Raw genomic sequence first — 7,497 nt, 5'->3', positions numbered from 1 at the left:
GGGCCAGCCAGCCATGGGCATCGAGACTGCCGCTGTGCGGATCGAGCAGGCGCGCTTGTTCGATGCGCCATTGCCGTTCCAGTGCGTCGGCAGCCGAACGATGGAGCCGCGCACTGTGCACGATTGAATCCTCCGCCTGCGGCCAGTGCTGGCTCAGGCGCGGCAGGATCTCGTGACGGAGGAAGTTGCGCGAAAGGCGCGCATCGTTGTTCGACGGATCATCGATGCACGGCAGTTCGTGCTGCGCCACGTAGTCGCGCAATACATCGCGTGGCGTCTCGAGCAAGGGGCGCCACAGCATGCCCTGGCCAAGTCGACGCATGGCGCGCATGCCACCCAGGCCTTCCGGGCCGGCACCGCGCAGCAATTTCAGCAGCACGGTTTCGACCTGGTCGTTTCGATGATGTGCCAGCAACAAGTGCTCGTCGTGCTTCAGCGCGGCGGCAAACACGCGATAACGCGCCTCACGCGCCGCCGCTTCCAGTCCATAGCCGCGCGCATGATCCACGTCCACGCGCATCACCAGGCACATCACGCCCCATTCGTGTGCGAGCTGTCGACAGTGACTGGCCCAGGCGTGGCTGTCGGCGTGAAGCCCGTGATCCACATGCAACGCGCGCAATCCGCGAGCTCGGGCCGCGGGCAGTTGCGACAGCGCGTGCAGCAACGCGGTGGAGTCGGGGCCACCGCTGTAGGCCACGCACAGTTCGCCTTGCGACTGCTCGTGCAGGGCGCGTTGCAGGGTATCGATCAGCTTACTCACGGGTGGTGGCTTTCTTGCCCTTGTTGCGCACGTAGATCACCTTGGGACGTCCATCACCGGGACTGCGCCGGTCGATCTCGAACAGTGTGGTCGCAGTGATGAGTTCGCTGAGCTTGTTGTAGCCATAACTGCGTGCATCGAAGTTCGGGCGCTGCTTGGTGACAATGGAGCCCACGCCGCTCAGCGTTGCCCATCCATCGTCGTCCGACGACGCTTCCACCGCATTGCGAAGCAGGTTCACCAGGCTGGAATCCTGCTTGAGCTGGGCAGCGGTACGCGGCTTGAGCGGCTGCTCCTCGTCGGGCTTGGCAATCAGGATGTCGGTGTAGACGAACTTGTCGCACGCCGCGACGAACGGGTCGGGTGTCTTGCGCTCGCCAAAGCCGTAGACGATCAATCCCGATTCACGGATGCGCGCCGCCAGTCGCGTGAAATCGCTGTCGCTGGAGACGATGCAAAAACCATCGAAACGCCCCGAATACAGCAGGTCCATGGCGTCGATGATCATGGCCGAATCGGTCGCGTTCTTGCCGCTGGTGTAGCCGAATTGCTGGATCGGCTGGATGGACTGCGTGAGCAGCTGTTCCTTCCATCCCTTGAGGTGATTGGACGTCCAATCGCCATAGGCGCGCTTGACGTGCGCCGTGCCGTACTTGGCTACTTCGGCGAGCAGCGGTTCCGCAATGGTCGGTTGCGCGTTGTCGGCGTCGATGAGAACGGCAAGCTTGGTGGCGTGTTCGTTGGCCATGGACGCGTTTCCGGGCGGCGTTGCCGCGGATGGTAGCGCGAGCGTGTGAGCGGGCGGTGACGTGATGCGCTCAGGCCGCGCCGGCAGCAAAGTTGAGTTCCACGGTGATGCCCGCGGGATCGAGCAGAAACAACTGCACCTGTTCCGGTGAACCGCCGATGCGGTAGGCCACGCCGGCGTGGTCGAGGCGTTGGCGCATGGCGGTCAGGTCATCGCAGGCGAGCGCGACATGGGCGATCCAGCCGGTGGGTGCGGGCGCGCGGTGTTCGTCTTCGATGATGGAAAGATGAAGCAGCGGTGCGCCGCCGGCATAAAGCCAATGGCCACGTGAACGAACCGGTGGACGCGGACCTTCCTCGAAACCCAGCACATCGACGTAAAAGCGCCGCACCTGCTCGATGAGGTTGGCCGGCGCGCGCAGGTTGACGTGGTCGAGCCTGCGCACGCTCATGCAGGCTTACTCGGTGTAGGCGCCGTAGCCGCGCAGGCGCTTGTAGCGCAGGTCCAGCAGATCCTGCATCGGCAGCGCTTCCAGCTCGTCGAGCTGGTTGAGCAGTACGGCCTTCAGGCGCACTGCCATGGAATGCGGGTTGCGATGGGCGCCGCCCAGCGGTTCGCGCACGACCTTGTCGATCAGGCCCAGCTCCAGCAGGCGCGGGGCGGTGAGGCCCAGCGCTTCGGCGGCGTCCTTGGCTTTCTCGGCGCTCTTCCACAGGATGGACGCGCAGCCTTCCGGCGAAATCACCGAGTAAGTGGAGTACTGGAGCATCACCGTGCGGTCACCCACGCCGATGGCGAGTGCGCCGCCGGAACCACCTTCACCGATCACGGTGCAGACGATGGGCGTTTTCAGGTCCGCCATTTCCAGCAGGTTGCGGGCAATGGCTTCGGACTGGCCGCGCTCTTCGGCGCCGACGCCGGGGTAGGCGCCAGGAGTGTCGATCAGCGTGATCAGCGGCAGGCCGAAACGCTCGGCCATCTTCATCAGGCGCAGCGCCTTGCGGTAACCCTCGGGACGCGGCATGCCGAAATTGCGGCGCACCTTGCCCTTGGTATCGCGTGCCTTCTGGTGGCCGATGATCATCACCGAACGGCCGTTGATGCGACCCAGGCCACCCACGATGGCGGCATCGTCCGCATAGGCGCGGTCGCCGGCCAGCTCGTGGAATTCGTCGCACATCACGCTGATGTAATCGAGCGTGTAAGGACGACCCGGATGACGCGACAGCTGCGTCACCTGCCACGGCGTGAGGTTGCGGAAGATCTCGTTGGTCTTGAGCTTCAGCTTCTCGCGCAGGCGGCCGACTTCTTCGTCGATGTTGAACGCCTGCCCGTGACTGGCGTGGCGAAGCTCTTCAATCTTCGCGTCCAGTTCGGCGATGGGTTGTTCGAAATCGAGGAAGTTGGGATTCATTCGGTGCAGTTCATAACCGGAAGCGCGCCAGTATACCGATCTGGGAAAAATCGCGGAAACGGGGGCGTATGGGGGTGAGGAAAGAGTGAAGACGCGCTTCCTGCTCGTCATTCCGGCGCAGGCCGGAATCCAGTTGCCTGACGACCAGTCTTCGCGAGAGAGCTGCTGAGGGGCACCGCGAAGACCAAGCGCTAACGCCCTGGATTCCGGCCTGCGCCGGAATGACGAGCAAGAGTGATTGAGACCGGCGGCGACTCAATCGCCGCGCGGGCGGTCGTCCGTCTTCACGATGCGAAGCTTGGCAGCCTCCACGCCGGAGACGGCGCGAATGGCCCGCAACAGCTCGGGAATGGCATCCACGCGCCACTCCTCGCCCAGCTCCAGGTCGGCCTGTGCAAGGGCGTTGTGATAGCCGTGGAGGATGACGCTGGCGCGGCCTCCGCGGTAGCCGGACAGCGTGCGGCGCAGGTCGTCGACCAGGCCAGCATTCACGCCATTCAGTTTTAAACGCAGCAGGCGCGCGAAGCGACGGCAGGCGTCGCCAAGGGTGTAGGCGCTGCGCGCGCGCAGGGCGAAGCCGCCGCCGGAGAAGTCGTCGATGCGCAGGCCGCCTTCGACCACCAGCATCTGATCGCGCGTCAGCATCGGGGCGATCTGCTGGTACAGCTCGCCGAAGAAACTCACCTCGATGATGCCGGTGCCGTCTTCCAGGCGCACAAAGGCGTCGCTGTCACCGCGCTTGCGCACGCCGGTGACCATGCCGGCCACCGTCCACGGTGTATCCGGACCGCGGCGGAAGCGGTTGCTGTCACCGTCGTCGTTCTTGCGCGGCTTGGGTGGCTGGTAGCGGTCGCCGATCTCGCCCAGCGGGCAGGTGGAAAGCTGCGCCAGCTCGTCCTTCCACGGATCGGTGGGATGGCCGGAAAGGTAATGGCCGAGCGTGTCGCGCTCGCCTTGCAGTTTCTGTTCGAGCGGCCAGTCGGCCACCACCGGCAGGTCCACTTCCACGGTCGGCGCGGTATTTCCCCCGCTTCCAATGGACATGCTCGCGCCGAACATGTCGTTCTGGCCGGATTGCTTGTTCTTCAGGTGCTGGTCCGCCGCCTTCATGGCGTTCGGCAGCTGCGTCATCAGGCTGGCGCGATTGGGTGCCAGCGCATCGAGCGCGCCGGAAAGAATCAGCGCTTCGAGCACGCGACGGTTGAGCTTGGTCGAATCCACGCGACGGCAGAAATCCGCGAGATCCTTGTACGCACCGCTGCGACGGCGCTCATCGGCAATCGCTTCGCACGCACCTTGACCGACGCCCTTGATGGCGCCGAGGCCGTAGCGGATCACCCTGGGTTCGACGGCGACAAACATGAACTCGGACGCATTGACGTCCGGCGGCAACACGGTGAGTCCAATCGCCTTGGACTCGTCGATGAAGGTCACCGCTTTGTCGGTGTTGTCCATGTCCGACGAAATCGTCGCGGCCATGAACTCGGCGGGGTAGTGCGCCTTCAACCATGCGGTGTGATACGAAACCAGCGCGTAGGCGGCGGCGTGCGACTTGTTGAAGCCGTAGCCCGCGAACTTCTCCATCAAGTCGAAGATCTCGTCGGCCTTCTCGCCGGTGAGACCGTCCTTGGCGGCGCCCTCGCGGAACTTGGCGCGCTCCTTCGCCATTTCCTCGAGTTTCTTCTTGCCCATCGCACGACGCAGCAGGTCGGCGCCGCCGAGCGAGTAACCGCCCACGATCTGCGCCATCTGCATCACCTGCTCCTGATAGACCATGATGCCGTAGGTCTCTTTCAGGATCGGCTCGACGCGCGGGTCGGGATAGATCACTTCCTCGCGGCCGTGCTTGCGCGCCACGAAGCTGGGAATCAGGTCCATCGGGCCGGGGCGATACAGCGCCACCAGCGCAATGATGTCCTCGAAGCGGTCGGGCTTCGCGTCCTTGAGCATGCGTTGCATGCCCGAGGATTCGAGCTGGAACACGGCGACGGTCTGCGCTTTCTTCAGCAGGTCGTACGCGGCCGGGTCATCGGTGGCGATGGCCGCGATGTCGAGTTCCTTCTCGCCCGTCGCTGCGCGACGCGCGTTGATGGCCTTCACCGCCCAATCGATGATGGTGAGCGTGCGCAGGCCAAGGAAGTCGAACTTCACCAGGCCGACGGCTTCCACGTCGTCCTTGTCGTATTGCGTGACGACGCCCGCGCCGCCCGGTTCGCAATACAGCGGGGCGAATTCCGTGAGCGGCTTGGGACCGATCACCACGCCACCGGCGTGCTTGCCGACGCCGCGCGTCAGGCTTTCAAGGCTGAGCGCCAGATCGATCAGCGTGCGTGCTTCTTCGTCCTGCTCGTAGAGGTCGCAGAAATCCTTGACGATGCGGTCGGGCTCTTTCTTCGCCTTCTCCGAACGACCCAGCGCGCATTGCAGCGTGAGGTCGAGCGGGCGCGCGGGAATGAGTTTGGCGATGCGGTCCACCGCGTTGTAACCCATGCCAAGCACGCGGCCGGAGTCGCGCAGCACGGCCTTCGCCGCCATCGAGCCGTAGGTGATGATCTGGCTGACGTGGTCGCGGCCGTATTTGCGCGCGACGTAGTCGATCACCTCGTCGCGGCGATCCATGCAGAAGTCGATGTCGAAGTCAGGCATCGACACGCGTTCGGGATTCAGGAATCGCTCGAACAGCAGGTCGAACTGGATCGGGTCCAGATCGGTAATCTTCAGCACCCACGCCCCGAGCGAACCCGCACCCGAACCACGACCCGGGCCCACCGGAATGCCGTTCTGCTTACCCCAGTTGATGAAGTCCGCCACGATCAGGAAGTAGCCGGGGAAGCCCATCTTGATGATGACGTCCAGCTCGCGTTCCAGGCGCGCTTCGTATTCCTCGCGCGTGCGGCCAGGAGCGACGCCGGCAAAAGCCAGGCGTTCCTTCAAGCCTTCGCGCGAAATTTCGCGGATGTAGCTGGCCAGGTCGTGGCCTTCGGGCACCGGGAAGTCGGGCAGGTAGTACGTGCCGAAATTCAGCTCCAGCGTGCAGCGCTTGGCGAGCTCGATGGTGTTTTCCAGCGCTTCGGGGATGTCGGCAAAAAGCGCCTCCATTTCCTCGGGCGATTTCAGGTACTGCTGGTCGCTGTAGTCGCGCGGACGCTTGGGATCGCCGAGCACGCGGCCCTGGTTGATGCACACGCGCGCTTCGTGCGATTCGAAACCTTCCTGCTTGAGGAAGCGCACGTCGTTGCTGGCGATCACCGGAAGCTCAAGCTGCGCGGCGAGTGCGAGCGCAGCGGCGTTCCAGTTTTCCTCGCCTTCGCGACCGGTGCGGGTCAGTTCCAGGTACAGTCGATCGGCCATCTGCGTCGCAAATGGACGCAGGCGCATGGCCGCGATATCCACGCCCTGGTTCACGGCGATTCGCCCGGCTTCGCTTTCGCGACCGAGGACGGCGATCAAGCCGTTGGTGACTTCCGGCGTGAGCCACGCGGCATCCACCATCGCGCGGCCGCTGTGCTGGCCGTCGCGCCACGCACGCGACACCAGGCGCGACAGGTTGAGATAACCCTCGTGGTTCTGGCACAGGAAGGTGAGGCGCCACGGGCGCGGATCATCCGGTGCGCTGATCCACAGGTCCACGCCGCCGATCGGCTTGATGCCAGCCGCGCTGCACGCCTTGTAGAACTTCACCAGCGCGAACATGTTGCTGTCGTCGGTGAGCGCGACGGCCGGAATACCCTGGCGCACGCAGGCGTCGACCAGTCCCTTGATACGGATGGTCGAGTCGACCAGCGAGTATTCGCTGTGCAGGTGGAGGTGAGCGAAGCGGACGGACATGGCGCACGCGCAAGATGGATGTCCAGCCTAACGTCGCGGCCCGGACCGGGCAAGAATTGACATTGCTCCCGGTCCGGCTTTTCCGCGTGGGATCAGGAGGATGCCGGTGTTGCCGCGGTGGCGGGCGCGGCATCTGGCGCGGGCTGCGCGAGCAGGTCGTCCACCTGCGACAGGATGGTGTCCAGCATGTCTTCGCCGTAGCCGGTGTAGACCTGGGCGATGCGGCCGTCGCGACCGATCATGACCATGAAGGGCAGGCCATCGATCTTGTAGGGCTTGGCGATGTGCCCGTCGGGCGCGTCGTAGGTCAGGATGACGGCGAGATCCTTCCAGCGACGGCGAAGATCCTTGTACTTGTCGTAGTCGTCGTCATGATTGACGCCGACGACTTCCAGTTTGTCCGCCCCTTTGAGCTTCTGCAGTGCGGCGAGCACCGGCAGTTCCTTGCGGCAATAGCCGCACCAGGATGCCCAGAACGACACGATGACCACCTTGCCGCGCATGCTGGAGACCAGCACGTCGTGGCCGTCCTTGTCGTGGCCCAGGAAATCGGGCGGGATGTCGCCCGGTCCGGGGCGGGCCTGGCAGAGCGTGGCCAGGCCAAGGGCCGCCACGGCCAATACGCTTCGAATGGATCGTTTCATCGTTTTCCTCCCTGATCGGCGCAGCATAGCGGAGCAGTCCGACGATGCGCCTGGCTGGTCGGGGGCTGACCCATGGCGGTTGCAGGGAGCCGGCGGGGCT

6 protein-coding genes are annotated in these 7,497 nt (G+C 64.5%); all 6 read right to left on the bottom strand.

Annotation, left to right across the window (positions count from 1 at the left end; all coding sequences use genetic code 11):
• The coding region (gene tilS, locus DK366_RS17145) for a tRNA lysidine(34) synthetase TilS (protein WP_232821094.1) at nucleotides 1–763 on the bottom strand (763 nt) is incomplete at its 3' end.
• The gene (locus DK366_RS17140) at nucleotides 756–1,511 is read right to left on the bottom strand and encodes an NYN domain-containing protein (RefSeq protein WP_109126787.1); all 756 of its coding nucleotides are present in this window, start codon (nucleotides 1,509–1,511) and stop codon (nucleotides 756–758) included. The genes tilS and DK366_RS17140, both read right to left, overlap by 8 nt.
• 70 nt (nucleotides 1,512–1,581) lie before the next feature.
• Nucleotides 1,582–1,962: a VOC family protein gene (locus DK366_RS17135; RefSeq protein WP_109126786.1), complete on the bottom strand. Its 381-nt coding sequence runs from the start codon at nucleotides 1,960–1,962 to the stop codon at nucleotides 1,582–1,584.
• Nucleotides 1,963–1,968: 6 nt separating this feature from the next.
• Nucleotides 1,969–2,925 carry an acetyl-CoA carboxylase carboxyltransferase subunit alpha gene (locus DK366_RS17130; RefSeq protein WP_109126785.1) on the bottom strand — a complete coding sequence of 319 codons (957 nt, stop codon included), beginning with the start codon at nucleotides 2,923–2,925 and terminating at the stop codon, nucleotides 1,969–1,971.
• Between the two features lie 255 nt (nucleotides 2,926–3,180).
• Nucleotides 3,181–6,753, bottom strand: coding sequence for a DNA polymerase III subunit alpha (dnaE, locus tag DK366_RS17125; RefSeq protein WP_109126784.1), 3,573 nt, complete (start codon nucleotides 6,751–6,753; stop codon nucleotides 3,181–3,183).
• A 92-nt stretch (nucleotides 6,754–6,845) separates the two neighbouring features.
• Complete coding sequence (locus DK366_RS17120) at nucleotides 6,846–7,397, bottom strand: TlpA disulfide reductase family protein (RefSeq protein ID WP_157956599.1); 552 nt, start codon at nucleotides 7,395–7,397, stop codon at nucleotides 6,846–6,848.
• Between the last annotated feature and the right edge of the window lie 100 nt (nucleotides 7,398–7,497).

The sequence above is a fragment of the Dyella sp. C11 genome (genome assembly GCF_003121485.1).
GTDB lineage: Bacteria > Pseudomonadota > Gammaproteobacteria > Xanthomonadales > Rhodanobacteraceae > Dyella.
This window is presented reverse-complemented; position numbering and strand designations above follow the sequence as displayed.